The organism is Bradyrhizobium sp. ma5, from assembly GCF_042258955.1.
In the GTDB taxonomy this organism is placed as follows: domain Bacteria; phylum Pseudomonadota; class Alphaproteobacteria; order Rhizobiales; family Xanthobacteraceae; genus Bradyrhizobium.
Window position 1 is genome coordinate 8,817,146 of sequence record NZ_CP170156.1, and the last position, 26,142, is coordinate 8,843,287.

General features: G+C 64.7%; 30 protein-coding genes. 10 read left to right on the forward strand and 20 right to left on the reverse strand.

From position 1 onward, the window contains the following. Nucleotides 1–184: 184 nt before the first annotated feature. Nucleotides 185–1,318, reverse strand: a complete 1,134-nt coding sequence (locus tag ACE103_RS41660; protein ID WP_223971784.1) for a hypothetical protein — start codon at nucleotides 1,316–1,318, stop codon at nucleotides 185–187. Between the two features lie 493 nt (nucleotides 1,319–1,811). Between ACE103_RS41660 and ACE103_RS41665 the strand changes: the two genes are divergently transcribed. The 5 genes from ACE103_RS41665 (at nucleotide 1,812) to ACE103_RS41685 (ending at nucleotide 5,189) form a co-directional block, all read left to right on the forward strand. Beyond that, nucleotides 1,812–2,216 carry a TfoX/Sxy family protein gene (locus ACE103_RS41665; RefSeq protein WP_223971781.1) on the forward strand — a complete coding sequence of 135 codons (405 nt, stop codon included), beginning with the start codon at nucleotides 1,812–1,814 and terminating at the stop codon, nucleotides 2,214–2,216. Between the two features lie 118 nt (nucleotides 2,217–2,334). Next, a complete protein-coding gene (locus tag ACE103_RS41670) occupies nucleotides 2,335–3,447 on the forward strand; it encodes a helix-turn-helix transcriptional regulator (RefSeq protein WP_223971779.1) in 1,113 nt (370 codons plus the stop codon). A 258-nt stretch (nucleotides 3,448–3,705) separates the two neighbouring features. Next, complete coding sequence (locus ACE103_RS41675; RefSeq protein ID WP_223971777.1) at nucleotides 3,706–4,011, forward strand: hypothetical protein; 306 nt, start codon at nucleotides 3,706–3,708, stop codon at nucleotides 4,009–4,011. Between the two features lie 13 nt (nucleotides 4,012–4,024). Continuing rightward, nucleotides 4,025–4,666: a glutathione S-transferase family protein gene (locus ACE103_RS41680; RefSeq protein ID WP_223971774.1), complete on the forward strand. Its 642-nt coding sequence runs from the start codon at nucleotides 4,025–4,027 to the stop codon at nucleotides 4,664–4,666. Nucleotides 4,667–4,673: 7 nt separating this feature from the next. After that, nucleotides 4,674–5,189 (forward strand): DUF1697 domain-containing protein, encoded by a 516-nt coding sequence (locus ACE103_RS41685; protein WP_375777675.1) that lies wholly within the window; start codon nucleotides 4,674–4,676, stop codon nucleotides 5,187–5,189. 199 nt (nucleotides 5,190–5,388) lie between these two features. Here ACE103_RS41685 and ACE103_RS41690 read toward each other — a convergent pair whose 3' ends face one another. From ACE103_RS41690 to ACE103_RS41755, 14 genes are all read right to left on the reverse strand, one after another. Next, nucleotides 5,389–6,627 carry a threonine ammonia-lyase gene (locus tag ACE103_RS41690; RefSeq protein ID WP_375777676.1) on the reverse strand — a complete coding sequence of 413 codons (1,239 nt, stop codon included), beginning with the start codon at nucleotides 6,625–6,627 and terminating at the stop codon, nucleotides 5,389–5,391. Nucleotides 6,628–6,786: 159 nt separating this feature from the next. Then, a complete protein-coding gene (locus ACE103_RS41695; RefSeq protein WP_375777677.1) occupies nucleotides 6,787–6,936 on the reverse strand; it encodes a hypothetical protein in 150 nt (49 codons plus the stop codon). A gap of 88 nt (nucleotides 6,937–7,024) precedes the next feature. Further along, complete coding sequence (locus ACE103_RS41700) at nucleotides 7,025–7,180, reverse strand: response regulator (RefSeq protein WP_223971763.1); 156 nt, start codon at nucleotides 7,178–7,180, stop codon at nucleotides 7,025–7,027. Nucleotides 7,181–7,234: 54 nt separating this feature from the next. After that, nucleotides 7,235–7,645: an aminoacyl-tRNA deacylase gene (locus tag ACE103_RS41705; RefSeq protein ID WP_375777678.1), complete on the reverse strand. Its 411-nt coding sequence runs from the start codon at nucleotides 7,643–7,645 to the stop codon at nucleotides 7,235–7,237. Between the two features lie 124 nt (nucleotides 7,646–7,769). Then, nucleotides 7,770–9,296: a magnesium-protoporphyrin IX monomethyl ester anaerobic oxidative cyclase gene (gene bchE / locus ACE103_RS41710; RefSeq protein ID WP_375777679.1), complete on the reverse strand. Its 1,527-nt coding sequence runs from the start codon at nucleotides 9,294–9,296 to the stop codon at nucleotides 7,770–7,772. A gap of 110 nt (nucleotides 9,297–9,406) precedes the next feature. Continuing rightward, nucleotides 9,407–10,147, reverse strand: coding sequence for a di-trans,poly-cis-decaprenylcistransferase (locus ACE103_RS41715; RefSeq protein WP_223971754.1), 741 nt, complete (start codon nucleotides 10,145–10,147; stop codon nucleotides 9,407–9,409). 30 nt (nucleotides 10,148–10,177) lie between these two features. Then, nucleotides 10,178–10,558: a transcriptional regulator gene (locus ACE103_RS41720; protein WP_223971751.1), complete on the reverse strand. Its 381-nt coding sequence runs from the start codon at nucleotides 10,556–10,558 to the stop codon at nucleotides 10,178–10,180. Continuing rightward, nucleotides 10,545–11,162, reverse strand: coding sequence for a hypothetical protein (locus ACE103_RS41725; protein ID WP_375777680.1), 618 nt, complete (start codon nucleotides 11,160–11,162; stop codon nucleotides 10,545–10,547). The genes ACE103_RS41720 and ACE103_RS41725 overlap by 14 nt, the downstream gene beginning before the upstream one ends. Nucleotides 11,163–11,288: 126 nt before the next feature. After that, nucleotides 11,289–11,648, reverse strand: coding sequence for a DUF1428 domain-containing protein (locus tag ACE103_RS41730; RefSeq protein WP_298370426.1), 360 nt, complete (start codon nucleotides 11,646–11,648; stop codon nucleotides 11,289–11,291). A 130-nt stretch (nucleotides 11,649–11,778) separates the two neighbouring features. Beyond that, nucleotides 11,779–12,516 (reverse strand): DUF899 domain-containing protein, encoded by a 738-nt coding sequence (locus ACE103_RS41735; protein ID WP_375777681.1) that lies wholly within the window; start codon nucleotides 12,514–12,516, stop codon nucleotides 11,779–11,781. 18 nt (nucleotides 12,517–12,534) lie between these two features. Next, the gene (locus tag ACE103_RS41740; protein ID WP_223971740.1) at nucleotides 12,535–12,882 is read right to left on the reverse strand and encodes an SRPBCC domain-containing protein; all 348 of its coding nucleotides are present in this window, start codon (nucleotides 12,880–12,882) and stop codon (nucleotides 12,535–12,537) included. Next, complete coding sequence (locus ACE103_RS41745) at nucleotides 12,882–13,355, reverse strand: helix-turn-helix transcriptional regulator (protein ID WP_223971738.1); 474 nt, start codon at nucleotides 13,353–13,355, stop codon at nucleotides 12,882–12,884. The genes ACE103_RS41740 and ACE103_RS41745 overlap by 1 nt, the downstream gene beginning before the upstream one ends. Nucleotides 13,356–13,487: 132 nt before the next feature. Further along, on the reverse strand, nucleotides 13,488–13,775 hold the full coding sequence (locus ACE103_RS41750; RefSeq protein ID WP_375777682.1) for a DUF3551 domain-containing protein: 288 nt from the start codon (nucleotides 13,773–13,775) through the stop codon (nucleotides 13,488–13,490). Nucleotides 13,776–13,940: 165 nt separating this feature from the next. Further along, nucleotides 13,941–14,912: a Bug family tripartite tricarboxylate transporter substrate binding protein gene (locus ACE103_RS41755; protein ID WP_375777683.1), complete on the reverse strand. Its 972-nt coding sequence runs from the start codon at nucleotides 14,910–14,912 to the stop codon at nucleotides 13,941–13,943. Nucleotides 14,913–15,075: 163 nt separating this feature from the next. Here ACE103_RS41755 and ACE103_RS41760 point away from each other — a divergent pair, with 163 nt between their 5' ends. Then, nucleotides 15,076–15,495, forward strand: coding sequence for a VOC family protein (locus ACE103_RS41760; protein ID WP_223971732.1), 420 nt, complete (start codon nucleotides 15,076–15,078; stop codon nucleotides 15,493–15,495). 209 nt (nucleotides 15,496–15,704) lie between these two features. Further along, a complete protein-coding gene (locus ACE103_RS41765; RefSeq protein WP_375777684.1) occupies nucleotides 15,705–17,285 on the forward strand; it encodes an AMP-binding protein in 1,581 nt (526 codons plus the stop codon). A 103-nt stretch (nucleotides 17,286–17,388) separates the two neighbouring features. Here the strand turns inward: ACE103_RS41765 and ACE103_RS41770 are convergent, their stop codons facing one another. From ACE103_RS41770 to ACE103_RS41785, 4 genes are all read right to left on the reverse strand, one after another. Further along, complete coding sequence (locus ACE103_RS41770; RefSeq protein WP_375777685.1) at nucleotides 17,389–18,678, reverse strand: cytochrome P450; 1,290 nt, start codon at nucleotides 18,676–18,678, stop codon at nucleotides 17,389–17,391. A 145-nt stretch (nucleotides 18,679–18,823) separates the two neighbouring features. Next, on the reverse strand, nucleotides 18,824–19,921 hold the full coding sequence (locus tag ACE103_RS41775; protein ID WP_223971722.1) for an HD domain-containing protein: 1,098 nt from the start codon (nucleotides 19,919–19,921) through the stop codon (nucleotides 18,824–18,826). Between the two features lie 296 nt (nucleotides 19,922–20,217). Beyond that, the gene (locus ACE103_RS41780; RefSeq protein WP_375777686.1) at nucleotides 20,218–22,503 is read right to left on the reverse strand and encodes a molybdopterin cofactor-binding domain-containing protein; all 2,286 of its coding nucleotides are present in this window, start codon (nucleotides 22,501–22,503) and stop codon (nucleotides 20,218–20,220) included. After that, the gene (locus tag ACE103_RS41785; RefSeq protein WP_050425001.1) at nucleotides 22,500–22,991 is read right to left on the reverse strand and encodes a (2Fe-2S)-binding protein; all 492 of its coding nucleotides are present in this window, start codon (nucleotides 22,989–22,991) and stop codon (nucleotides 22,500–22,502) included. Before ACE103_RS41785 ends, ACE103_RS41780 begins: the two co-directional genes overlap by 4 nt. A gap of 287 nt (nucleotides 22,992–23,278) precedes the next feature. Between ACE103_RS41785 and ACE103_RS41790 the strand changes: the two genes are divergently transcribed. The 3 genes from ACE103_RS41790 to ACE103_RS41800 all read left to right on the forward strand — a co-directional run bounded on the left by ACE103_RS41790 (nucleotide 23,279) and on the right by ACE103_RS41800 (nucleotide 25,218). Then, entirely contained in the window at nucleotides 23,279–24,067 is a 789-nt protein-coding gene (locus ACE103_RS41790; protein ID WP_375777687.1) for an alpha/beta fold hydrolase, read from the forward strand. Continuing rightward, entirely contained in the window at nucleotides 24,064–24,405 is a 342-nt protein-coding gene (locus tag ACE103_RS41795) for a hypothetical protein (RefSeq protein WP_375777688.1), read from the forward strand. Before ACE103_RS41790 ends, ACE103_RS41795 begins: the two co-directional genes overlap by 4 nt. A 138-nt stretch (nucleotides 24,406–24,543) precedes the next feature. Beyond that, complete coding sequence (locus tag ACE103_RS41800) at nucleotides 24,544–25,218, forward strand: dienelactone hydrolase family protein (RefSeq protein ID WP_375777689.1); 675 nt, start codon at nucleotides 24,544–24,546, stop codon at nucleotides 25,216–25,218. Between the two features lie 140 nt (nucleotides 25,219–25,358). On the opposite strand, the gene ACE103_RS41805 is transcribed toward ACE103_RS41800, so the two are convergent. Beyond that, nucleotides 25,359–26,108: a polysaccharide biosynthesis/export family protein gene (locus ACE103_RS41805; RefSeq protein WP_374708034.1), complete on the reverse strand. Its 750-nt coding sequence runs from the start codon at nucleotides 26,106–26,108 to the stop codon at nucleotides 25,359–25,361. Nucleotides 26,109–26,142: the final 34 nt, after the last annotated feature.

Sequence of the window (26,142 nt, forward strand, 5' to 3'; positions counted from 1 at the left end):
CGGGAGGGTCAGGATGGGCAAGATGCATGACAGGAGATCACAACGCGACCAATCCGACAATCCTGTAACCCGATCGCCTGCTTCGCTGATCCCGGCAACAGGCGCTTCGAGCTATGTATGGTCGAAGTCAGACGTGGCGCCTGTATGACGGCGTCTTGAAAGCGGACGCAACGGCCCGTGCCGCTCACAACGCGATGGCGTTCTTCAAGCGCGACGTCTCTTGATAGGCGGGCGACGCCAGATGGCCGTACAGCCATGGCCTTGCGCGCTTGCCGCTGGCCTCGTGCACGCCGTCGAAGACATCCATGTCGATCAGATCCGGATGAGCCGATGATGCATAGACGGATCGCATCTCCGCGAACTTCTCGTCCCGCCCGAGCTCGATCGCGTTTGCAGCATCACGGTTGCCGATCTCGACGAACAGCGGACACGGACGGAGCAGATACGCCAGCTCTGCACCGGTGTATTTGGCGCGGCTGTTGGCGAAATGAATGTAGGCCGCAAGTTCAATGCCGAGGTTCTTGCTGATGGCGGACGACATCAGAAACTTCTTCTCGTCACGCATATATCCGGAGGCGATGGTCGGCCGCATCCGCCCCGTCGCGGCTTCCAGGTGCAGCGCGAGGAAGGCGCCCGAGGACACCCCATAGACGCCGACATTCAGACCGGACGCGCCGGTCAGCTTCCGGCAGACGGTCTCGCCGGCGTCGATCGATGCGCACGACACGTTGTGCGCGGAGACGCCATGGGATGCCAGCATCGCGGCGATGTTGTTCTGGCTTTCCTGATTTCCGATCTGGACGATGTAGGGACACCAGACGACATAGCCGTCCTGGCAAAGCTGCTTGCCGAGCGCGTTCATATAGTCCCTGTCGGCATCATCGAAGCACCGCTCCGGCGTGCTCGCCATGCCATGGCCGAGCAGGATCAATCCCTTGAACGCGCTGTCGGGAATCCCGAGACATCCACGCACCGGCACGCCGCATTCCAGATCGAACTCGACCTTCACGACCGAGAATCCATCCGCCGTGCCGCGCCAGAGAATCCGGATCTCGTCGCGCGATGGCCGATACAGCCGGCGCGCACGGAACAACGAATGCATCTCCCTTCGAATGTCCGGGCCGGTGGCGACTGCGCGCAGCTTTCCTCTGGTCGCGATGTCGAAGAACGACCGGCAGAACGTATCGTAGCCCAGCGCCGGCAGATCGACATTCGCGCACGATCCCTGGCAATGACTCAGCGTCAGCGTGTTGCCGGTGACCGACGAGGGTCCGACCAGCGTCATCAACAATCCGGAAAGCGCCCTGCGGCTGATCATCGGCCCTCCCCCGAGCCGGCGAAGGCTCGACTGCATGTCGCCGCTTAGCAGGCGCGACAAGTCGCGCGGATACAAATTAAAGGATGTTCATGGTCGAAGGATCGCGCACAGCGTTGCAAACGTGTGACGCTGGCGAGCCTCGCGCCGCAGCAATTCATGCCGGATACGTTTCGAGACGCTTCGGAAATATGTCTGACTGTCTCGCAGGTTCAATTTCGCCACACGCGGCGATGATCGTCAGGTCTTGACCGTCAAGGCGGCGGCCGCTCGCACGGCTGCGGCTGCAACCAAGTGCCGATGTCGGGAGGGCACCGAGGTGTCCTCCCAACAGCTCTGGCCGAGAGCTCCTGCACGCCTCGCCATTCGACCAATCCACCCGCTCCCAAGCATCCAGGTAATATCCTTCCCAGACTCCGGATCGCGTCACGGCAGTTGTCGGACGCTGAGGTTCCAGTCATCATTCCGCGGGCCTGATTGCCCTGCGAGACCGGGAATGGTTGCCAGTCCTGCCTTTGCCGAATTCCTGCGCGAGCAACTCGCGCCGCTCGGCCGCATCACGCTGCGGCGCATGTTCGGCAAAACCGGCGTGTTCTGCGACGGCGTGATGCTCGGGATGGTCACCGACAATACACTCTACGTGCGGGTCGACGATCAGAACCGCGAGACCTTCAAGGAGGCGGCGGCGAGCCCGCCGCTCAACTACGCCAAGCAGGGCGCGACCATCGATCTCGCCTTCTGGCGGGTGCCGGAACGGCTGTTTGACGAGCCCGACGAACTCGTCGTCTGGGCGCAGGCCGCGCTGGCCGCCGCGCGCCGGGTCGCAGCCAAACGAGCACGGCCCTCCGCGCCCGCGCGAAAATCCCGAACGAGCCCGGCGAAACGCCGCAATTCCCCTTGATGCGCGCTGACGCGCACCGGGAAAGCCCGGACTCGTGGCTTGGGCTGAATTGCTCTACGCAATACTTACGCGGTCGAGGGGTTAATCTGTTGGGCAGCAATATTTCCTGGAATGACCGATGGCGAACGACCTGCACGAGCATCTGATTGACCTGGCCTACGAGGCCGCGGTCGTCCCCGAGCTGTGGCCGAACGTGCTGCATCAGGTCGGCGGGATCGCGCGGGCCCGCGGTATCGTGCTGCTGACGGCGGCCCCGCACGACGTCCGCTGGGTCGCATCCCCCGACATGCACGACGACACGGTTGCCTATGTCGAGGGCGGCTGGCACGAGCGCAACGGGCGGTTGCCGCGCCTGCTGGCGGCCAACCATGCCGGCTTCCTGCGCGACATCGACGTGTTCGACACCCCCGAGGACGTGCAGCAGGATTTCCAGATCCGCGAGTTCTTCCGCCCGCGCGGGCTCGGATGGGGTGCCGGCACCGCGATCCCGGTGCCGAGCGGCGACGTACTGATCTACAGCGTCGAGCGCGAATACCGGCACGGACCGATCGAGAGGGAAGCGATCGAGCAGCTCGACGCGCTGCGCCCGCATCTGGCGCGGGCGGCGCTGCTGTCGGCGCGGCTCGGGATGGAGCGCGCCCGGGCGGCAACCGAGTCGCTGGCGATGCTCGGACTGCCCGCGGCGGTGCTGCGGCGCGGCGGCCGTCTGATGGCGGCCAACCCGCTGTTCGACCGCCTGGTGCCCGATGTGATGCAGGATCGCACCGATCGCCTGACGCTGGCGGCAGCCGCCGCCGACGCGCTGTTCGCACAGGCAGTGGCGGCACTCGATCAGGGTCTCATCAGCGCCGAGGTCCGCTCGGTCCCGATCGCGGCACAGGACGATCGCCCGCCGCTGATCGTGCATCTGGTCCCGATCCAGGGCGCAGCGCGCGACCTGTTCGATCGCGCGCTGGCGATCGTGATCGTGACGCCGGTGGTGCCGGCAGAAGTGCCTACCGCGGAAGTGCTGCAAGGCCTGTTCGACCTGACGCCGGCCGAGGCCCGCGTCGCGCGCGGCATCGGCGAGGGACGCACCGTCGAGGCCATCGCCGGCGCATTCGGCATCTCCCGCGAAACGGTGCGCAACCAGCTCAAGGCCGTGCTGGCGAAGACCGGGCTCGGCCGACAGGTTGAATTGGCCGGACTGCTCGCCGGCGCCAAGGTGCCGCCGGGTCCGTCCGCGGACTGAGACTCAGGCCGCGTTCAGACGAACCTGGCAGAAACCGGCGACACGGTTAACTGCATCGGCGGTCATTGGACCGTTGTCCGCAAAGTCGAAGCCATACGCCTTGCCTGGATAGAGAGCGCGCAACCATCCGCCGGGCCGCGGCCTCGGGGGCAACGCCAAGGATCGCATGTTCAAACGGCGCGGGTTACGCTAGTGGTAGTTCCCCCTCCTCCCACCGTGCGCCCACCCGGCGTACGTCCAGTCAATGAGTGTATCTGAATGGCCGAAGCCGACCTCGACGCCGTCATCCGGCAAACCGCAAGAGCGCAGACCAAGGCCGTGATGGCGGCTGCCAAGAAGCGCCAGGCCGTCTGGGTCGCGCGCGCCGCCAAGGCCAAGGACAAGGAGACCAAGGCGCGCTTCCGCTTCCTGGCAAAGAGCACGATCCTGAACGCGACCGCGACCGCCAAGCGATTGCAGAATTCGGCGGAGAACGCCGCCGACGCCTATGCCCGCGCCATGAAGAAGGCGATGGAAGAGCCGCCGCCGGCCAAGAAGCCTGCGAAGAAGAAAGAGGACGCTTAGCTAAGGAGCACGCATGCTCACCGTTCACCATCTCGGCAAGTCGCAATCGGAGCGGATCGTCTGGCTGTGTGAGGAGCTTGCGATCCCGTACGAGCTGAAGTGCACCACGCGCGATCCGGTCACGATGCTCGCGCCGGCCGACTACAAGGCGCTGCACCCGATCGGCGCCGCGCCCGTCATCACCGACGGCGCGCTGGTGCTGGCCGAATCCGGCGCGGTCGTCGAATACATCGTCGCCAAATATGGCAATGGACGGCTGACGCCGACATCGGACCATCCCGACTTCGCGCAGTTCCTGTACTGGTTTCACTTCGCCAACGGCACGCTGCAGGCGCAGATGGGCCGCAGCATGATCCTGAATCGGCTCAACCTCGCCGCCGACAATCCGGTGCTGGCTGCGACCCGGGCGCGGGTCGACCGCTCATTCGATCTGATCGAGGCACGGGTGCGCGACGCGACATATCTTGCGGGCGAGGTGTTCACGACGGCCGATATCATGATCGGCTTCTCGCTGACGACGATGCGCTATTTCCTGCCCTACGATCTCGGCCACCGCCCCAACATCAGGAATTATCTCGGCCGCATCGCGGCGCGCCCGGCCTATCAGCGCGCGATGCAGAAGGGCGATCCGGGCATGGCGCTGCTGCTGACGTGAGGTCGTGATGCCGCGTTACGTCGCCTTGTTGCGCGCGGTCAATGTCGGCGGCACCGGCAAGCTGCCGATGACCGAGTTGAAGGCGATGTGCGTCGATGCGGGATTTGCCGACGTGCAGACCTATATCGCCAGCGGCAATGTCGTGTTCTCCTCGAAGCTCGGCGCGCCCAAGGTCAAGGCCGCGCTGGAGCAGCGGCTGCACGCCTATGCCGGCAAGCCGGTGGGCGTCGCGGTGCGGAGCGCGGACGAGATCGCCGCGGTGCTGAAGGCCAATCCGTTTCCGAAAGCGCCGCCGAACACGACGGTCGCGATCTTCCTCGACGAGCCGCCGCCCAAGGATGCCTTGAAGGACGTCAAGGGCCAGCAGGACGAGCAGATGCGGCTCGGCAAGCGCGAGATCTATGTCGCCTATGGCAGCGGCATGGGCCGCTCGAAGCTGAAGATCCCCGCCGCAGCCAACGGCACCGCGCGGAATATCAACACGATCACGAAGCTCGCCGAGCTGGCGGCGGGCGATGACTAATCGTAGCTCGCCGGCCTACCACCCGTCATCCTGAGGAGGCCGCGAAGCGGCCGTCTCGAAGGATCGACGGGCCCGGCTGGTGGCCGTGCATCCTTCGAGACGCGCGGAGCCTGTCATCGGGCCGCGCTTCGCGCGGACCCGTTGGCGCTCCTCAGGATGACGGATTACATGCTTCGATCGCGGGTGGGTACGGCGTCGATTACCTCTCGTGCACGACAAATCCTTCGGCGCCGAGCCTCGTCAGCACCTCTTCCAGATGCGCGCGGTCGCGGGTTTCGATCACGAGTTCGAGCAGCGTCGCCTTGGCCGGCAGGTCGGAGAAGGTGCGCTGGTGCGAGACCTCGATGATGTTGGCGCCGGCATCCGCCAGCAGGATCGACACCGCCGCGAGCTGGCCGGGCCGGTCGACAATGTCGAGCGCCAGCTGCGTCAGCCGTCCCTCGCGCGCCAGTTCGCGGGTCAGCACCGAAGCGATCAGCCTGGTGTCGATATTGCCGCCGGTCAGCACGAGGCCGACATTGCGGCCAGCAAAGCGCCCGGGTGCCGCGAGCACCGCCGCAAGGCCGGCGGCGCCGGCGCCCTCGACCACCGTCTTCTCGATCGAGATCAGGGTCGCGACCGCGCGCTCGATCTGATCCTCGCTGACCAGGACGATGTCGTCGACGAGTTCGCGAACAATTTTGGTGGTGATCCGCCCCGGCGCCTTGACGGCGATGCCCTCGGCGAGCGTATCGCCCCGCATCGGCAGCTGCGCGCCTTTGACGGCATTGTACATCGACGGATAGAGCTGGGCCTGCACGCCGATCACCTGCACCGACGGCTTGATCGCCTTCGCGGCGGTGGCGATGCCCGAGATCAGCCCGCCGCCACCGATCGGCACCACCAGGATATCGAGCTCCGGCACCGCCTCAAGCATTTCGAGCCCGATCGTGCCTTGTCCGGCAATGATCAGCGGATCGTCATAGGGATGGACCAGGATCAGGCCGCGCTCTCCGGCATGCGCGCCGACGAACGCGAAGCACTCTTCCAGCGTCTGCCCGGTGATGATGACCTCGGCGCCGTGCCGCCTGGTGTTCTCGATCTTCACCATCGGCGTGCCCACCGGCATCACGATGGTGGCGGGGATACCGAGCCGCTTGGCGTGATAGGCGACGCCCTGGGCGTGATTGCCGGCCGACATCGCGATCACCCCGCGCTTGCGCTCCTCGGGGGAAAGCGCCTGCAGCCGGTTCAGCGCCCCGCGCTCCTTGAAGGTCGAGGTGAACTGCAGGTTCTCGAATTTGAGGAACAGGCGGCAGCCGCAAATCTCGCCCAGCGTACGGCTCTCGTTGCACGCCGTAACCATGACCGAATCCCGGATCACGTCGGCGGCACGGCGCACGTCGGCGAGAGTTACGTCAGCAAGGGTAACGGCGGGTGTATTGGAAGGATGCGGCATTGGGTTTCGCTTGGGTCCGTTTCGTCAGACGGAACCTAGCGTGTTTCGGCGCCGAAAACGACCGCGGTCGAGCATGATCCGGAAAAGTGCGAAGCGGCTTTCCGGAAGATCATGCTTAAACAACGAGCTGGAGCGCGATGTAGGTCGAACCCCATCGCGCTATCGCTCGGTCAATACCTCTTCCTCCGGCTCGGCCGGCCGGGCCAGCTCGATCTCATCGCATTTGGGGCAAACCAGCGCGGTCCGAAAATGCTTGTCGAGCACAATGGTGCGCGTCCTGCCGCATTGGCAGCGCATCGGCTTGTCCATGGAGGGTCGGCCCGGGTTCGAGATGCAAGGAAGCGTGCACCTAGCTATCCCGGTCCGGTTAACCCAGTGTGACGCGCCGCCGGAAAAATCAGAAGAAACCCGCGCTGAGATCGAGGCCATAGCTCGCCCTGAGCACCGCGACGAACAGGATCGCAAAGGCGAACAGCAGGACATGCCGGGCGATATTGCTCCGAAGCGAATTGGCCGGAAACACGCGTGCGATCGATTGAGCCAAAGCAGTCATTTGCGACCTCCAGAGCCACGTCCCGAAGTTAGGTCGCGCGCAGGGCCATGAGGTTCAACGCGGCTCGCGGAACGGCCGGCGGCGCACCGATGCACTCGGCTCCGGGTCACGCTGCGGCCGCGCCTTGTTCCTGAAGCGGTGACCGACCACGATCAGCTTGCCTTCTTCGCGGATCGCAGACTCGGCCAATGGCGCAGGCGGCAGATTGTCTTGCGTGACGGCCTCCAGCGTACACAGGAACTCGCGGCCGGCCGCTGTGATCTCCCAGCCTTCGACGTCACGCAGCACATAGCGATTGCTAAAGATGTCGAGTTCGGGAACCCGCGACGCCAAACGCTTGATCCGCGTATGCCAATCGTCGCCGCTCGACGCAAGGATAGCGAGGTCATGCTTGAGTGAATCGAGCGTGGCCCTGCCGCTGACGTGACTGGCCAATATTTTTAGAATCGCAACCTGTATGCTCAACTCAAAGCCTCGACCGCCACGGTTCTTTTTGTTCTGCGCAGCCGATCTGGAAATTATCGCGCTGATGACTCAGGCGTCCAGTCATCAGCGCCAGTTATCCAGAAGACGGCACGACGGTATCGATTTACGCTGCGTGTGATGTGCCGACGCGGCGCTCGGGCCGCTGCGACGACATCGATTCCTCTTCCATATCCTGCGGCGCGCCCAAAAATTCCCGCACCGTCGGCCCGTGCTTCAATCTGCGGGCGCGCAGGAAGCCGAGAATCTCGTGCGGCCAGACCCGGCGTCCCATCTGCGTGTACCAGCGCATCGCATGACGAAGCCCGGCGTCGCGATGAAACAGCACGCGGAGCAAGGCCTTCGGGCGACATTGCAGCACCATCTCGGTGAACTTGAACCAGAGCAGTACCCGCCATGGCGGCATATGCCGCGTCGCCAGCACCTGATGCTTGTAGTCCCAGAGCCTGCGATCGGTCTGAATGACGCGCCGTTCTGCCGCGAGACGGAAATACGGCGTCCAGCGATGCGGCGTGACGTAGAGCATCTGGATCTGATCGGGATCGTAGGACAGCAACTGCCGCAGGCCGCGCCAGTGATCGCGATCGGTCTCCTCCTCGAAGCCGACCACCCAGGTCGCCATCGACAGGATGCCGTGCTGGCGCAACAGGCGGATCGCGTCGCGATCGATGGTGGTGGTCGCGCCCTTGCGGATCAGCTCCAGCGTCTTCTCGTCGGTGTTCTCCATGCCGAGCAGGAAGCGCTGCCAGCCCGCCTTCTTGTAGAGATGCAGGATGTCGGCATCGCGGACGATGTCGTCGGCGCGGGTCGAGCCGACCAGGATCAAATCGACATTCTCAGCGATCAGGGCCTCGAGGAACGTGCGCCAGGCTTTCTTCGAGACGGTCGGATTCTCGTCGGCGAAATTGATCACCTTGACGCCGTGCTCGCGATGGAGCCGTGCCAGCTCCCTGGCGAACCGCGCGGGATCGCGGTGCCGCCATCGCGTCCAGAAGCCGCGCTGGCCGCAATAATTGCACAGATGCGGACAGCCGCGTGAGAACTGCACCACGACGGCGCGCAGTCCACCCCAGTAGCTGTAGCGCGCGTGATCGATCAACTCCCAGCCGACGCGATAGGCATCGAGATCGCGGATGACAGGCGCGGGCCGCGTGGCGCGCGGTCCGTCATCGTCGCGAAATGCGATGCCGTCGATGCCGCCGAGGTCGCCGCCATATTCCAGCGCCCGCATCAGGCGGCGCGCGGTCTCCTCGCCCTCGCCGCGCACGATCGCGGTGACGTAAGGCTCCTCGCGCAGGATCTCGCGCCAGTGATAGGTCGGGAATACGCCGCCGTAGACGATCAGCGCCCCAGGCACAGCCCTGACGATCGCTTGCGCCACTTGCGCGATGACCGGATGGCCCGAGGTCGAGCCGGAATGGCCGAACAACACGGCATCCGGCGCAAACCGCGATGCCTCCGCCAGGATCGCCGCAAGCGGCATCGGCCCGAACTCGGCATCGAGAAGACGGACTTCATGTCCGTCATCGATCAGGGGACCTCCGATCGACAGCAGCCCGAGCGGCGGCAAATGGTCGTCGGGAATCCGGCTGCCGATCGCCGGATGCGGCACGTTGATGAGAGGTATGCGCATGGATGATCGCTCCCGCTTTGGTTGGCGTGATCGTTCGTCCCCGCATCTTGTGTAAGGAGAGCCCACCCCCCCGGCCGGGCTTTAGGAACCATTGGAAGCGCAACTGTGCGCTAGAAAGTCGGCACCTCCGCCGGTGCGCTCGCAGTCAGCCCGCCGAAGCGGCGCTCGCGGCGATGGAAGGAAGCGAGCGCGTCGGCGAGATCATCGGCCTCGAATTCGGGCCACATCCGTTCGGTGAAATGCAGCTCGGCATAGGCGCCTTCCCAGAGCAGGAAGTCCGACAGCCGTTTCTCGCCCGAGGTGCGGATGATCAGGTCGACATCGCGCAGGCCGGGCTCGCCGGTGATGAGATCGGCAAAAGCCTCGCGGTCCAGCGGGCCTGCGCCGGCGGCGCGCGCGGCGGCGTTCAGGATGGCGTCGCGCGCCGAATAGTCGATCGCGATGCGCAGATGCAGCGTGGCGCCGTCGGCGGTCTCGGCCTCGGCGCGCGTGATCGCGGCGGCGATGCCGTCGGGCAACCGGTCGCGGCGACCGATCACGGTGAGGCGAACACCGTTGCGCACCAGGGCTGCGATCTCGTTGGCGAGGTAGAACCGCAGCAGCCCCATCAGCGCCGTGACTTCGGCCTTCGGACGGCGCCAATTGTCGCTCGAGAACGCGTAGAGCGTCAGCGTGCCGACGCCCTGGTCCGGCGCGGCCTCGACAATGCGGCGGATCGCCTCGACGCCCGCCTCATGTCCGCGCAGACGCGACAGGCCGCGCCGTGTCGCCCAGCGGCCGTTGCCGTCCATGATGATACCGACATGGAGCCGCGCGGCGGCTATCGGCTTGAGCGCAACATTACTTTGCATCACAAAGTCTCCGGGTAAAAAATGGCATAATCAAATCGTCTGAACGCCGAGCCGTCCGGGCGCACCTTCGTGCTTGCCGGCGGCTTTGGCGGCGTCGCGCACCAGCTGCTCGAGCACGGCGAGATAATCGAGGAAGCGGCGGCGACCGCTCTTGGTCAAACGGCAGGTGGTGTGCGGGCGATTGCCTTCATAGCCCTTGATGACGTCGACGAGGCCGGCCTCCTGCAGCACCTGCAGATGCCGGCTGAGATTACCGTCGGTCAGGCCGCAAAGCTGCTTGAGATCGGCGAAGGCGAGCCCCTTCGGATGCGCCATCAACGAGGTCAATAATCCAAGCCGCGCCTTCTCGTGGATGACGCGGTCGAGGCCATCATAGGCGAATGGCGCGGTGGTCACGTCAGTCTTCGACATCATTGCCTCCGGAAGCGAAATACAACAGTGCTGCGAGCAGCAACTGGCCGATCGCGAATGGCAGGCCCATGGTCCAGGGCGACAGGGCGTGGCTCTGGCTTGCGATCAGCAGCACCGTGAAGCCCGACAGGAAATACCAGGCGCCGCCGAGCGCGATCGTGCGCGGCAGCAGGCGAACCGAGGCAAACACGCCGAGGCTGACCAGCACCTGCCACAGGCCGGGCAGCATCCACAGCGTCTCGGGCGCGAATTTCCATTGCAGGATCGCGAGCAGCACGCCGGCGATAACAGCGGGAACGAATTGCTCGATCGCCTGCTGGACCATCGCGTCCGCAAGGCCGGAATGATGCCGCCGCGAGCGCGCCTGCATCTCGATCCAGATCAGCAACGCGGACAGCAACGCGGCGGCCGCCCAGCCCGCAAGGAATGCGATCGGATGACCGGTGGGATCGGCAAGCCAGAGATATTGCACAAGCGCCGTGACGAGCGCGATACCGCTGGTGGCGGCGACGGTCGCCGGACCGTAGCCGCGGAATGCGGTTCCGGCCGCAATCTGGCTGCGGATCGCGAGAATATCGGCCAACGCCTTGTCGAGGTCGCGCATGATTCGTCCGCACTTTGCAATGCAAAGTATACGGGATCACCAAGCAAACGCAAGCGGCACCGCGCCGCTTGCCGCGCGATGCTTAATGGCCGGTTACTGCGCGGATTGCGGCGAAACCGTGCCGCCTCAGACCTTCACCAGGCTGGTAAAGCCGCCATAGATCATCCGCTTGACGTCGAATGGCGCCGTCTTCGGATCCATCGACGACGCCAGGCGCGGGTCGGCCATCACCTTGGCATTGATCCTGTCGCGCTGAGCGCGCGACTTGTAGGTGATCCAGGCGAACACGACCGTTTCACCGGCCTTCAGCTTCACACTCTGCGGAAACGACGTCAGCTTGCCCGGCTTGACGTCGTCGGCAACCCATTCGCGATAATCCAGCGCGCCGTGTTCGCGCCAGACCTTGCCGGCCATCTTCGAGAGCTGCGCATAGGCCTTGAGTTTCTTCTTCGGCACGGCGACGACGAAACCATCGACGTAAGGCATGGAGAGATTCCTGCTGTCGTTGCAATTTGCGCCGACGACTTGCCGTCGTTCCGGGATGGTCCGAAGGACCAGACCCGGAACCTCGAGATTCCGGGTTCACGCTTCGCGTGCCCCGGAATGACATGCTGCATCAGCTATGACAGCAGGATGCCTGAACCGGCGCCGGTTGGTACTGGTCACGTAGCCGCACCCAATCCATCGGATAGGGCAACCCCTCCTCGTGGCGGCCGAGCGGCGTCAGATCGAGATAGTGATAGGCCGCATTCATCATGTCGAGGCCGCGCGCGAAGGTCGAATAGGTGTGGAACACACTGCCCTTCTCGTCGCGGAAGAACACGCTGATGCCGGGCAGTTCGGGACCATAGAGCGGGGTCGTTCCATAATTGTATTTCGCGTCCCCGGCATCGATCTGGCCTTGCGTGAACGACACACCGTAGTCGTAGTTGAAGTCGTTGGCGCCCGACGACACCCAGTCGAAGGTCCAGCCCATCCGCTGCTTGAACGCCTCGAGCTTGGCCAACGGCGCAAGCGAAATCGCTATCATCGTGGTGTCCCGTGCCGCCAGATGCGGGGCCATGCGGTCGAAGCCGTCGACCCAGAACGAGCAGCTCTTGCAGGCTGCGTCCCACTCCGGCGCGAACATCACGTGTTGCACCACGAGCTGCGGCTTGCCCTTGAAGAGATCGCCGAGCGTCACCTTGCCACCAGGTCCGTCGAACACATAGTCCTTGTCGACCTTCACCCACGGCAGCTCGCGGCGTTGCCGGCTCAGCGCTTCGCGGGCCTGGGTGAGTTCCTTCTCGCGGGCCATCAGCGCCTTGCGGGCCGCGATCCATTCGTCGCGTGAAACGATCTTGTGCTGTTGCATGAGATGCTCCCTTGCGGTTCAGGCGTCGACGTACTGTACGAGATTGCCGAGGAATTCGTTCCAGCCGCGCTGGTGGTTGTCGCGCGCGGTCTCGTCGACGAACTGCGCGTGATGGAAGGTGAGCAACGTGCCGCCGGCGTCGGGCTTGATCGACACCGTCACCTCGGACTCGCGCTCCGGCGTCGAATGCCAGGCCCAGCTGAACACCAGTCTCTCGTTCGGCACCACCTCGCGATAGATGCCGCCGACCTCGTGATATTCGCCGTTGGCGCCGGTGAACTTGATCCGGTAGCGTCCGCCGACACGGACGTCGAGCTCGGCCTGTGTCGTGCCGGGCTTGACCTGGCCCGGGCCGAACCACTGCACTAGGTTTTCCGGCTCGGTCCACGCGGCGTAGACTTTTTCCGGCCGGGCGCGGAGGCGCCGCGTGAGGGTGAGGCTTGGGCGCGCGGCAAGGCCGGCGTCGGCTGCGGATTGGGTTGCTGATTTAATTGCCGATTCGATTGCCATGGGTCTTCCTCCACAAAAGCGGCAAGGCGGTCGAGATTGTCGGACCAGAATTGCGCATAGCGATTGAGCCAGTTCATCGCTTGCTCCATTGGCCTCGCGGTGAGCCGGCAGGCCACCGTGCGGCCGGTCTTCTCGCGCGCGACCAGGCCGGCATCCGTGAGCACGTCGAGATGCTTCATGATCGCCGGCAACGACATCGCAAATGGCTGCGCCAGTTCGCTCACCGACAGGCTTTCCTGCTCGCCGAGCCGCGCCAGCAGCGCGCGGCGGGTGGGGTCGGAAAGCGCCGCGAAGGTACGGTCCAGCGTCTCGTCTTGATACTTAACCATGTGGTTTAGTATAGACGCAAACGGCGCGGCGTCAAGCGCCCGGCATCACGATCACGTTAAAGCCGGGGCGTCACGACGCCGGATGATTGGGACGATCGCAGGCGGACGGCAGCAGCGCCCTTCCAGCGGAGGCTACTGCCGGTGGTGCCGATGCCGGTGACGATGCGGCCGAGGCTGCTCCGGCTCGAGCTGCTCGCGAAACAGGAATCGCGGATTTTCTCCGCAAGCAAGAAAGCGTCCGGACACGCTCGCAAGGCACTGATCGTAGGTCTGATAGGCGCATTCACCGGGATAGCCCAGGCTCGGGCCCTGTGCGCACCACGGGTAATCATAGGGATCGGCGGCAGCAGGCCTGATGCTCGCCGCACCGGCAAGCGTCATCGCTCCCAAGAAAAGCATTGCCATTTGTGATGCGCGCATGATCCGCCTCCTCAGATGCCGCAGTTAAAGCGCGGCATCTTGGGTAAGGTTCCTGAAGGTCATTTTATTCCGCGTCAAGGCCCGGCAATTGCCTCACAGGACAGGCATCGCTGCGTGGATCAGACCTGCCCAGCACGGTTCAGCGGAGCTGAACATACAAAGGCCCTACTCGACCTTGAGGCCGGCGAACTCGACCACCTTCTTCCACTTGTCTGTCTCGGCCTTGATGTCGTTGCCGAAGGCGTCCGGCGTCTGGATCAGCGAGTCGCCGCCGAGCTCGACCAGGCGCTTCCTCATATCGGGTTCGGCGAGAACGGCGTTGATCTCGGTGTTGAGCCTGGCGATCAGCTCCTTCGGCGTGTTCTTCGGCGCGCCCATGCCGAACAGCGCGCTCGCCTCATAGCCCTTCACGGTCTCGGCGATCGCCGGCACATCAGGCAATTGCGAGGAGCGCTCCGTCGTCGTCACGCCGAGCGCGCGCAGCGAGCCGGAGCGGATGTGCTGGATGATGGAAGGCATGTTGTCGAAGATCACCTGCACCTGGCCGCCGAGCATGTCGGTGATCGCAGGCGCGGCGCCGCGATATGGCACGTGCTGCATCTTGCAGCCGGTCATCGACATGAACATCTCGCCGGAGAGGTGCACCGAGGTGCCATTGCCGGAAGAGGCCATGTTCACCTTGCCGGGATTGGCCTTCACATACTCGATGAACTCGGCGACGTTCTTCGCCGGCACGTCCTTGTTGACCGTCATCACGTTCGGCACGCGGTTGAAGGAAGCAACCGGCGCGACGTCGCGCACGAAGTTGAACTTCAGATTGGCGTACAGCGAGGCGTTGATGTAGTTCGCCGGATTGACCAGCAGCACGGTGTAGCCGTCCGGCTCGGCATTGATCGCAGCTTCGGTGCCGATATTGTTGCCGGCGCCCGGCTTGTTCTCGATCACGAACTGCTGGCCGAGCTTCTCCGACAGCCGCTGCCCGATCAGCCGCGCAATGATGTCGGTGGCGCCGCCCGGCGGATAACCCACGATCCAGCGCACCGGTCGCGCCGGATAGTCGGCAGCCGAAGCGCGGCCGATCGCGAATGTCGAAATCCCCGACCCGATCAGGCCCAGCGCGGCGCGGCGTGAAATCATGAAGTCTCTCCCAATCCCGCAGGGTTTGACCCCTGCCCGTTTCTGTTGCGTTGCGTGCGGCGCGGTTTTAACAAACAATGTCTGAAGCGGCCAGTGCGACACGTGCGACACCGACCGCGACGAAAGACTAAGCTGCAACGCTCCGGACCGAAGAGGATCGATCATGTCCGTCAAGGTGAATGGGCTCGACCATCTCGTGATCAATGTCACCGATGTGGTGCGCTCGGTTGCCTGGTACAGCAGGATCCTCGGCATGGAGGTGAAGGTGTTCGATCCCGGCAAGGGCAAGACACCGCGCACCTCGCTGGTGTTCGGCAACCAGAAGATCAATGTGCGGCCGCGCGATGCCGACAAGGTGGAGTGGTTCACCGCCGATCATGAAGCGGCCGGCAGCGACGATCTCTGCTTCCTCACCTCGAGCACGCCTGACCAGGTGGTCGCGCATCTGAAGGCCCATGGCGTCAAGATCGAGGAAGGCCCCGTCGCCAAGCAAGGCGCGCGCGGCACGCTGCGCTCGGTCTATTGCCGCGACCCCGACGGCAGCCTGATCGAGATCTCGTCGTATGAGAGGGATCCAAGCTAGCTGTCGTTCGTCACTGCGAGCGAACCATTCGCGCGAATGCGCGCCCGACGACAGGCTGCGCGAACAGATCCATCCGTTCCGCGCGGCGGAACGGATTGCTTCAGCGCAAGATCACTTTGCAAATCCCGATTTGCTCTCGGCGCACGCCGATGGCAGAACTGATCTCAACCAAGATCAATGGCGGCCGGCAAGGCTGCGCGGGAGGACATATGACGACTTCACAGCCAGTGCCGGGCATCGTGGGACCGTTTGCGGGGCTCGACGTGCCATGGCTGCTCAGGATGCGCGCCGAGGTGCGCCGCGATCATCCGTTCCTGATCTGGGCGCCGTTCGATGCGCCGGCGCGGCGCTGGAGCTACGGCGAATTCCATGAGCGCGTCGGCGCGCTCGCGGCGGGCCTCGCCAGGCGCGGCATCAAGCAGGGCGACTATGTCCTGATCCATCTCGACAACTGCGTCGAGGCGATCATGGCGTGGTTCGCCTGTGTCGAGCTCGGCGCCATTGCCGTCACCACCAACACCCGCTCGGCTGCGGCCGAGATCGAATATTTTGCCGACCATTGCGGCGCGGTCGCCGCGATCACCCAGCCGGCCTATGCCGAACTGATATCTGCCAACTGCAAGGGGCTGCGCTGGATCGCGGTGACCTCGCATGATGCGGGCCAAGCGCCGGCACAGCCGCCCGTCCGCGGCGACAGCTTTGACGCCCTGTTCGCCGACAGCGCCGACCGGCCGAAGCGCCCGATCGATCCGCTCGCTCCCTGCAGCGTGCAATACACCTCAGGGACCACGTCGCGGCCAAAGGCGGTACTATGGACGCATGCCAACGCGCTGTGGGGCGGCAAGATCAACGCCGCGCATCAGGACCTGCACGCGACGGACGTGCACCAGACCTATCTGCCGCTGTTCCACACCAACGCGCTGGCCTATTCGATGCTGGCGAGCCTGTGGGTCGGCTCGACCTGCGTGATCCAGCCGCGCTTCTCGGCGAGCCGCTTCTGGCCGGTGGCGCTCGAGCACGGCTCGACGTGGACCTCGACGATTCCGTTCTGCATGAAGGCGCTGCTGGAGCACGAGGTTCCGAAGAACCACAAGTTCCGCCTCTGGGGCACTGCCGTGAACGAGCCGCCGGCATTCGCCGTGTTCGGCATCAAGATCATCGGCTGGTGGGGCATGACCGAGACCATCACCCACGGCATCATCGGCGAGGTCGACCAGCCGAACCCGCCGATGTCGATCGGCCGCGCCGCGCCGGAATACGAAATCCGCATCACCAATGATGACGGCGCGCCGACCGCCGTCGGCGAGACCGGCAATCTCCTGATCAAGGGCATTCCCGGCCTGTCGCTGTTCGCCGAATATCTGCACAACGAGAAGGCGACGCGCGAGAGCTTTGACGAGCACGGCTATTTCATCACCGGCGACCGCGTCACGATGCTGGAGCGCGGCTATCTCAAGTTCGGCGATCGCTCCAAGGACATGCTCAAGGTCGGCGGCGAGAACGTCGCGGCCTCCGAGATCGAGCAGGTGATCGCGGTGGTGCCGGGCGTGCGCGAAGCCGCCGTGGTGGCGAAGAAGCATCCGATGCTGGACGAGGTGCCGGTCGTCTTCATCATCCCGCAAACGGGCGTCGCGGCACTGCCCGCCGACCTGCACGACAAGGTCATGACCGCCTGCCGCTCTGCGCTGGCCGACTTTAAGGTGCCGCGCGAGATCCGCTTCGTCGACGAGATGCCGCGCTCGACGCTGGAGAAGGTCGCGAAGGCCGAGTTGAGGAAGATGCTGGAGTGAGGCTTTCTCCGTCATTGCGAGGAGCGAAGCGACGAAGCAATCCATACAGCCGCGTGTGTGGAACTATGGATTGCTTCGCTTCGCTCGCAATGACGGGCAGACCTCAATTCACCTCAAACCGGATCGGCAGCTTCTTTGGGCCACTCACAAAATAGGCCTGCGTCATCTTCACCTCGCCGTCGAGCGACAGCGATTTGAGGTGCGGCAGCAGCTCCTCGAACAGGATGCGCATCTCGAGCTTCGCGAGATACTGGCCGAGGCAGAGATGCGCGCCGTAACCGAACGCGACGTGGCGGTTGGGCTTGCGGTCGCTGCGGAAGCGATCGGGGTCCTCGAACACGTCCTCGTCGCGATTGCCCGAGGCGTAGCACAGCATCAGCCAGTCGCCCTTCGCGATCTTGCGGCCGCCGAGCTCGGTATCCGCGGTGGCCGAACGCATGAAATGCTTGACCGGCGTCATCCAGCGGATCGACTCGTCGACCAGGCCCGGGATCAATTCCGGGTTGGCCTTCACCTTGGCGAATTCGGCGGGGTCCCGAGCCAATGCCCAGATCGCGCCCGCCGTCGAGGACGAGGTGGTGTCGTGGCCCGCGGTCGCGACGATCATGTAGTAGCTGGTCTGATCGTGCTCCGGCATGTAGTCGCCGCCGATCTTCGCATTGGCGATGACGGTGGCGAGATCGTCGCGCGGGTTCTGCCGACGTTCCTCGGTGATCTTGCGGAAGTAGGCGGAGAAGTCGGCGATGATCGCCTGCAGCATCGCGGAGACCTGTTCGGCGCTCAGCGCGTCGCGGACGCGCGCGGTGTCGGGATCCTGCGGACCGAACAGCTCCTGCGTCAGCTTGAGCATGCGCGGCTCGTCCGCCTCGGGCACGCCGAGGATCTCCATGATGACATGCAGGGGATAGCCGAGCGCGACGTCCTCGACAAAATCGCAGGCGCCGCCGCGGTCGAGCATGCGTTGCACCGTGGCGCGCGCGATCTCGCGGACGCGGGCCTCGAACTTGCCGAGATTGGCCGGCATGAACCAGCCCTGCGTCAGCGCGCGGTATTTCGGATGGCCGGGCGCATCCATCTGGACCAGCGAGCGCACCAGATTGGGCCCGCCGGTGATCTTGCGCACCCGCTCCTCCAGCGCCTGCGTCGTCAGCGTGGTCGGCCGGTCGGCATTGTGGAACAAATCGTTCTGGCGGCTGATCGCCTGGATATGGGCGTGCTTGGTCACCACCCAGAACGGGTCGAACTTCTCGGGGCGCGCGATGCCGAGCGGATTGTTGGCGCGCAGCCAGCGATAGCTATCGTGGATGCGGTCGTCGGCATAGGCGACGGGATCGACGAGGGTTTCCGCGATATTGGCGGGGATATCAAAATCCCCGGTCGTTGCCGTGTCCATGATCGTCCTCACCTGCCCAAGCACCGGTCGCGCGCCGATGATCGCCGAAATCTAGGCGGAGGTAAGGAGGGCGACTTGCGTTGATTGGCTAAACGCCGCGCCACACACGCTATTGCGCGGCGTGGCGGAGCAATGACGCCGAGGCTCAATAATGCCCGAACGCCACCGGGCGGAACGCCTGCAGCAATTGCTGGTCGAGCTTGCCGCCCATCTCCTCCATCATGGAGAAGGCCTTGGCGTGGGTGAATTGCAGCCGGTAGGCGCGCTTCTCGACCAGAGCGGCATAGACATCGACGATCGTGGTGACACGGACGATATCGCTGATCTGGTTGCCGCTGAGGCCGTTCGGATACCCGGTGCCGTCGAGGAATTCGTGATGATGCAGGATCACGTCGAGCATTTCCGGCGGGAAGCCGCCCTGCGCCGACAGCGCCTCATAGCCGCGGCGCGGATGCTCGCGCATCTCGGCCATTTCCTCGACCGTGAAAGCGCCGGGCTTGTCGAGCAGCGCGACCGGAACGAAGGCCTTGCCGACATCGTGCAGCAGCGCGGCACGGGCAAGCCGGCGCTGGTCGTCGTCGCGCATGCCGAGATGCTGCGCGAACGCCACCGCAAAGCCGGTCACGAACAGACAGTGGCGATAGGTCTCCTGGTGATGGCAGCCGACCGTGGTCAACCATTCACGCAGCGAGTTGTGCTTGATCGCCTTCAGGATCTTGTTTTCGGCGGCAACGATGTCCTCGAACTTCAGCGGCTCGCCGGCGCGCATCCGCTCGAACATCTTGACCATCACGCCATGCGCGGCCTCGACGCCGCGATTGAGCGCCTTGCCGCGGTCGGTCTCGTCATAGCCACTGTTGTCGGGAAACGCGGCGCGGATGCGCTGCAGGATGCCGCGTGCGTCGAACGGCCGCGAGATCGTGTCGGTGGCGCCGAGCGCCCAGGCCTGCATCGAGGCGTGATGCAGCGCATCCGCCAACACGAACAGCCGCGGCATCTCGCGATAGGCGTCGGTCTGCAGCTTGGCGCGGACCAGTTGCACGGCTTCGGGCGAGCGCAGATTGATGTCGACCACGATGCCGGAGAGATCGCGGGCCGGCTGCTCGGGAATATCCGAGGTCGGAACGGTGTCGACCTCACCCACCGAGCGCAGGATGCTGGCGAGTTCGTTGCTCTGATCGCTTCGATCTGACGCCAGCAGGAGGCGGCGCTTCGAAGTCTGGTTGTTGGCTAAGGCTGTCATGCAATCCCCGTCGCGGTAACGACCGACGCCGGGACGCTACCTGACGATGCGTTCCCTCCGGCTTAATGGGGATGCTGAACGGCGGTTAAGCGCAATGGATACAATTTGAGGAACCGCGGAATCCGCCAGCAGAATCAGGCCCACCGCAAATGCAAGCGGACGGCTGCAGCGTCGGCGAGTCGTGAATTTTTGCAGCGTCAAAGGCGTCGACGCCGCCACCACCCGGCCGGTGCCCGGAGCAAAGAAAAACGCCGGAGAGCGGTTAGGCTCTCCGGCGTTTTCATTGGTTCAGGCCGTTACGCCTTCATCGCAGCCTTGACGGCCTCCGCGGTGATCGGCAGGCCGCGGACGCGGGCGCCGACTGCGTTGAAGACGGCGTTGCCGATCGCCGGCGCCACCACCGTCACTGCGGGCTCGCCGACGCCGGTCGCCTTCTCGCCATTGGCGATGACGTTGACCGCGACTTCCGGCAGCTGGCTCATCCGAAGCGGCGTGTAGCTGTCGAAATTGGTCTGCTCGATGCCGCCGTCCTTCAACGTCGCCTTCTCGAACAGCGCCAGTGACATGCCCCACAGCGCCGCGCCCTCGACCTGGGCCCGGATGCCGTCGGGATTCACTTGCGTACCAACGTCGGTCGCAATCGTCAGCTTCTTCACCGTCACCTCGCCCGAGGGGGCGACCGCGACGTGGGCGACGCAGGCGGTCCAGCTCGCCGTGGCGCGCTCCTGCGACGACACGCAGGCAACGCCCATGCCTTCGCCCTTGGGCAGCTTCCTGGTGCCGTAGCCGGCGAGACCCATCGCCGCGAGCAAGGTGTTACGGAGACGCTGCGCGCCGCCGTCGTTCTTGCCCTTGCCGTCGAGCAGTTCAACGCGAAGCTGGGCCGGATCCTTGCCGGTCGCATGCGCGATCTCGTCGACCATGCTTTCGACCGCCCAGAACGTCCAGCCCGGCGCCACCGAACGGAGCTGACCCGACGGGGTGGCGTTGTGGGCCATCTCGTTCTTGATCGCCCGCACATAGTGGTTGGGAACGGTGTAGAAGAAGTCCGAACCGTTCACCGTGAACGCATCGAGCGGTCCCTTCTTGTCGACCGAGGGCGACAGGAAGTCGGGGATGCCCCAACGCTGGGTCGGCCAGGCCGAGACGACATCGTGGCTCAATGCGACGAGCTTGCCGTCGCCGTCCACGCCGGCCTTTACTTTCTGGTAGGTCAGCGGACGCGAGAAATCCATCGTCATGTCGTTCTCGCGCGTGTAGATGACCTTGACCGGCTTGCCGACGGCCTTGGCCGCCTGCACCGCGGGCACCATCATGTCCGCGTCGAGACGCCGGCCGAAGCCGCCGCCCAGCCACATCTGATGCATCACCACGAACTTCGGATCGATCCCGGCGGCGCCGGCCGCGATCGCACCGGAGCGCGTCGCGAACTGGTTGCCGGAATAGATGTGCAGGATGTCGCCCTTGAACTCCGCGGTGGCGTTCATCGGCTCCATCGGCGCGTGGATGTTGATGTTGGTGGTGTATTCCGCCTCGAGCACCTTGGCCGCCGTGCCGAAGGCCGCGTTCGGATCGCCGTCCTTGACGAAGAACTCACCGGAATCGCTCAATCCCTGAAGCCGCTTGGCTTCGGCGAACAGCGATTCGCTCGACAGTTTGGCGTTCGGACCGCCATCGTAGTCGATCTTCAGCGCCGCCGCCGCCTTCTTGGCGTTGGCGTAGGTGTTGGCGACCGCGACGACCCAGCCGGTCGTGGTTGTGGTCTTGTCGTCCAGGGTGACGGCCTTGACGAAGCCCGGCACCTTCTTGGCCGCGCTATCGTCCACCGACTTCACGGTGGCGCCGTAGCGGACCGGCGGAGTGACCAGCGCGCCGTAGACCATGCCCGGCAGCATCACGTCGATGCCGTACTTGGCCGTGCCGTTGACCTTCAACGGAATGTCGAGCTGCGGCACCGAGACGCCGATCATGGTGTACTGGTCGGCCGACTTCAGCTTGATCGCCTTCAGATCATCCGCCGTGAAGGTCTTGGTCGCCTTGCCGCTCTTCACCACCTCGGCAAACGACATCGACTTCTTCGACTTCGGATGGCTGATCGTCGACGCGCGCACCACCAGCTCGCTGGCCGGCACGCCCATCGAGGCTGCCGCCGCCTCGGTCAATGCGATACGGCCGGCAGCGCCGGCGCGGCTCATGGCGTCGAAGTTCATCATCGTCGACCAGCTGCCGCCGGTGATCTGCGCGCCCAGCACGGGGTCGTTGAACTTCGGATCGTTGGATGCGAGCTGGACCCGCATGTCCTTCCAGTTCGCGCCGAGCTCTTCGGCCACGATCTGCGCCATCGTCGAGGCGACGTGCTGGCCCATGTCGGCCTTGCCGCAGGTCACGGTGACGAGACCATCGGGCGCGATCGAGTACCAGACGCTCGGCTCGACGTTAGCGGGCGCGGGTGCCGCGAGCGCGTGGTCGATGCCGGACGCGGCGTAGCCGAGCACGAGACCGGTTGCAGCGGTGCCGACCAGGAAGGAACGGCGGCTGAGATCGGTCGTCTCGGGGGCGAGGTCTTTCACGTGCTTGTTCATGTGGCCCTCCGCTCGGATCCGGTGGCCGATGCGGTGCGCATGTCGGACGCAGCGCGCATGATCGCCTTCTGGATTCGTGAATAGGTCATGCAACGGCAGAGATTGCCGTCCATATGCGCGACCACTTCTTCCTTCGTCGGGTTGGTGTTCTTCGACAGCAGCGCTGCCGCCTGCATGATCTGGCCGGACTGGCAGTAGCCGCATTGCGGCACCTGCTCGGCGACCCAAGCCTTCTGCAAGGGATGTTCGCCCTTGGCGGAGAGGCCTTCGATGGTGGTGATCTTCTTGCCGACGGCGTCGGCGAGCGAGGTCTGGCAGGACCGCACCGCTTCGCCGTTGAGGTGAACCGTGCAGGCGCCACAGAGACCGGCGCCGCAACCGAATTTGGTGCCCGTCATCTGCAATTGCTCGCGGATGACCCAAAGCAGCGGCGTGTCATTGGCCGCCTCGACGGACATATTCCGTCCGTTGATATTGAGATTTGGCATCTCTCTCCCCTTCCGGTGTAGGCAGCCGCTTACGGCGGCAACTCACTGTTGGGTCATGGCTGGCGCCCACCGGGTAAGCGACAGTTGCCGAAACAATGATCCGGTTCCCGGCTGGAGGCAATCCAATTTGGAATTGCTCGAAAGGAATAAATTTCGGAAACTGCCCGTTGTGCAATGCGGTAACGGCATGAAGCTTTTGAAATGCCAGTATTGATGCCGTATCGATGCCTCCTACCAAGGTCGGTAACGCTGCCGGACCTGAGATCGACAACAGAAGGAGCCCGTCAATGGCCAAGCTCAACCGCAGCGGCGTCGATATCTACTACGAGATTCACGGCAGCGGGCCGCCCCTGATCCTCACCCACGGCTATTCGTCGACGTCTGCGATGTGGCAGGGCCAGATCGAGGCGCTGTCGAAGCGGCACAAACTGATCCTGTGGGACATGCGCGGGCACGGCCAGTCCGACTATCCCGACAGTCCGGGTGCTTATAGCGAGGCGGCGACGGTCGGCGACATTGCCGCCCTGCTCGACGCCGCCGGCGCCGAGAAGGCGATCGTCGGCGGTCTGTCGCTCGGCGGCTACATGTCGCTCGCCTTCCACCGCGCCCATCCGGAGCGGGTGCGCGCGCTGTTGATCATCGACACCGGCCCGGGATTCAAGAAGGACGACGCCCGCGAGGTCTGGAACACGCGTGCCCGCGACACCGGCGACCGCTTCGATCGCGAGGGGCTCGAGGTGCTGAAGTCGGCGAGTGCCGAGCGCGCGTCGGTCACGCATCGCAATGCCAAGGGTCTGGCGCTCGCCGCGCGCGGCATGCTGGCGCAACGCGATGCGCGGGTGATCGAGTCATTGCCCGGGATCAAGGTGCCATCGCTGGTTGTGGTCGGCGCCGACGACACGCCGTTCCTGGCGGCGTCCGACTACATGGCCGCGAAAATCCCGGGTGCGCAGAAGGCGGTGATTCCGAACGCCGGCCATGCCGTCAACATCGATCAGCCGCAGGCGTTCATTGCCGCCGTGCTGCCGTTCCTGGATAGCCTTGAAGCCGGCGCGCCGGGAAAGGCCGCCTCATGAAGACGATTGTCGTCGCCTTGTCGCTGACGGCGGCAGCGACCGCAGCGAACGCCCAGAAGCTACGGCCGTTCGCCGACCCGGCCACGCCGACCTTCACCGCGACGCTATCGAACAACACACCGCTGGTGTTCGGCATGGGCGTCGCGGACGCGCAGCGCGCGCTTGGCACCCCCTTCACCCATGTCAGCGGGCGGCCCGGCAATGAGATCTTCCTGACCTTCCGCGACCTCGGCGGCAGCGGGCTGTTCCCGCACCATGACCGTCTCTATCTGCAATTCCGCAAGGGCCGGCTCGCCGGCTGGAAGGGCGACTGGGGCGAGAACTGGATGTGGCGCTAGAGCATGATCCGGAAAAGTGCGAAGCGGTTTTCCCTCGCGACAAACGCGAACGCGTTTGCGCGGAGATCATGCTCAAAATATGAGGCGCCCTCATCATCGATGACCTTCATGCAACCCCCAACGTGACAAGGATGGACCATGGGACAAGACATCAAGCTCAAGGCTTCGGACGGATTTGAACTCGGTGCCTATCGCACCGATCCCGCCGGCGCGCCGAAGGGCGCGATCGTGGTGATCCAGGAGATCTTTGGCGTCAACCACCACATCCGCTCGGTTTGCGACCGGCTGGCGAAGGAAGGCTATGTCGCGGTTGCGCCGGCGATCTTCGACCGCATCACGCCGAACTTCCAGAGCGGCTACTCTCCGGATGAGGTGGCCGAGGCGCGGAAATTCGTCGCCAATCCGGACTTTGCCGCGATGCTGCGCGACAGCCAGGCGGCGATCGACGCGGTGAAGTCGGTCGGACCGGTCGGCATCATCGGCTTCTGCCTCGGCGGCAGCATCGCCTATGCGGCGGCCACCAAGCTGACCGGGCTCTCGGCCGCCATCGGCTATTACGGCGGCGCCATCATCCGCTTCGCCGACGACAAGCCGACCGTGCCGACGCAGCTGCATTTCGGCGAGAAGGATGCCGGCATTCCCTTGAGCGATGTCGAGACCATCAAATCGAAGCGGCCCGAGGTCGAGGTCTTCATCTATCCGGGCGCGCAGCACGGCTTCCATTGCGACGAGCGCGCAAGCTACGACAAGGCAAGCGCCGACATCGCCTGGCCGCGCAGCATGGAATTTTTCGGGAAGCATCTGAAGAAATAGGGCGCCGCTTTCCCAAACTCGTCATTCCGGGGCGCGCGAAGCGCGAGCCCGGAATCCATCTCTCAATAGACGCTGCGGCAAAATGGATTCCGGGCCTGCGCCTTGCGGCGCATCCCGGAATGACAGCGGAGAGATGTTGCTCAGAACCAGCGCTCGCCGACGAACACCGTATCGCCCGGGCTCATCGGCGTGCCCAGCGGCACCACGAAGCGGCCGGAACCGGATGCATCGGTATGGGTCAGCGTCACGCTGTCGCGGCGGGCACGTGGCGCGAAGCCGCCGGCGATCGCGACCGCGCTTTCGACGGTCATGTTCGGCACGTAGGGATATTGGCCGGGAGCCTGGACTTCGCCGAGGATGAAGAACGGCCGGTAGGATTCGATCTCGACCGCGACTGAAGGATCGCGGATGAAGCCGTTGCGCAAGCGTGCCGAGATTTCACCGGCAAGCCCGGCCGGCGTGCGGCCGCGTGCCGGCACCGAGCCGATCAGCGGCATGGTGATCGAGCCGGCAGCGTCGATCGCGTAGGAGTTGGTCAGGCCTTCCTGGCCGTAGACCACGACGCGGAGCTTGTCGCCAGGGCCGAGATGATAGGAGTTGTCGTAGCCAGCGGGCCCACCCGGCGCGGCGGCATAAACCACCGGGGCGGCGCCGGGCGCGGCATAGCCATAACCGGGAGAAGTGCTGGCGAAGGCGGACCGCAATGCGCTGATCGCACCACCACCGCCTGCGTCGGCAACCGGAGCGGGTGCGTAGGCCGGTCCATAGGTGACGGCATCGACACCTTGCGGGCCGACGGCAATGGGGCCGGACGTGCTCATGCAGCCAGACAGCGCGAGCGCAGCCACAACGGCAGTGATCGGCAATCGTAACGCGTGTGCAACCGGCACCGGACCTATCCCTCAACGGCGAGACAAGCCCAGT